Genomic DNA, 1,496 nt, shown 5'->3' with positions numbered 1-1,496 from the left:
CCAGATCGGGCTCCTGTGGGATGACTGAATTCTACAAAATGACCTGAAATTGCCTCAAGTGTGAGATGGGGTGGTTGCCGTCCTCCCCGCACGGCATCGCAATGTGCCAGAATGGTCGTTGGAAGAAACGACTGCGCGAAAGGACGGCAGATGAAGGATACAGTGATAGGCGTTGATCTGGCAAAGAACATTTTCCAGGTTCATGGAGCTTCGCGTGCGGGCGAGGTGATGTTTCGCAAAAAGCTGCGTCGTCAGCAGTTTATGCAGTTCATGGCCACGCAGCCGCCTGCTCTGGTCGTTCTTGAAGCGTGCGGGAGCGCGCATTACTGGGCTCGCGAACTGGCAGGAGCTGGTCACGAGGTCAGACTGATCGCTCCGCAGTATGTGAAGCCTTTCGTGAAGCGCCAGAAGAACGATGCTGCTGATGCGGAAGCGATCGTCATTGCGGCCCGTCAGCCGGAAATGCGCTTTGTCGAACCACGCACTGAAGCGCAGCAGGCGCGTGGCGTTCTTTTCCGGGCCCGGCAGCGTCTGGTGCACCAGCGCACGGAACTGGTGAATGCCCTGCGTGCCGTTCTGTATGAATTCGGTCTCGTCGTGCCACAGGGGATTGCGCATATCAGACACATTGAAGCCATGCTGGATGAGGCGGTTCTGCCAGAGGCTGTGAAGCAGGAATGCCTTGATCTGCTGCGACAGATTTCGGAGCAGAGTGTGCGGATTGATGTCAGAACAAAGAAGATCAGGATGCTTGCCCAGGAAAGTGAAAACACCTGCAGATTGCAGAGCATGCCTGGAGTGGGTCCTCTGACCGCTCTTGCGATTGAAGCTTTTGCGCCTGACCTGCAGAGCTTCCGGCGCGGGCGCGACTTTGCTGCGTGGCTGGGGCTGGTGCCCCGTCAGTTCTCATCTGGCGGAAAGGAAAGGCTGGGGAAGATATCAAAAGCCGGGCAGGCTGATATCCGCAGGCTTCTCATCATGGGCGCCATGACCCAGGTGAACTGGGCCAGCCGTAAGGCCCCTGCACCGGGAAGCTGGCTGGCACGGATGCTGGCCCGCAAGCCCGTATGCTGGTAGCCATTGCGCTGGCCAACAGGATGGCACGAGCCATCTGGGCCATGGCAACAAAACAGGAGGATTATCGGGATCCGGCCCTGTCCCTGGCAGCCTGAGCGATGGCTCGGCTCCCGCGGATGGAACCGGTAGGGGTGTGAGAGGGCGATGACCTGAATGGGCGCATGATCGTCTGATCCGGATCGGAAAAACCAGTGGATTTCTCTGTGCTTTAAAGCACGCCTGTGAGATTTGGATCTGATCCGCTGATCACCATACTGGCCAGTGGCTTCTGAAAGGCCACATCAACAGGCCTTACAGAAGACCGCACACGATCACACGTCAATATGGGTCAGAAAACTCTTGCATAACGGACGGCAACCACAGAAGAAATCCGCGTCGAGGTTGATTTTTCCCTGCCGGCCTGTCGGGTTGTCCGCTGC

At 57.6% G+C, this 1,496-nt stretch carries 1 pseudogene; it reads left to right on the top strand.

Features of this window, described 5'->3' with window-relative positions:
- Positions 1-150: 150 nt before the first annotated feature.
- A pseudogene (locus B7449_RS12825) lies at positions 151-1,172 on the top strand (IS110 family RNA-guided transposase).
- Positions 1,173-1,496: the final 324 nt, after the last annotated feature.

Origin of the sequence: Komagataeibacter intermedius TF2 (assembly GCF_000964425.1) — a bacterium.
GTDB lineage: Bacteria > Pseudomonadota > Alphaproteobacteria > Acetobacterales > Acetobacteraceae > Komagataeibacter > Komagataeibacter intermedius.
Note: the sequence above shows the minus strand (reverse complement) of the source record. Positions and strands in the feature narration are given on the sequence as shown.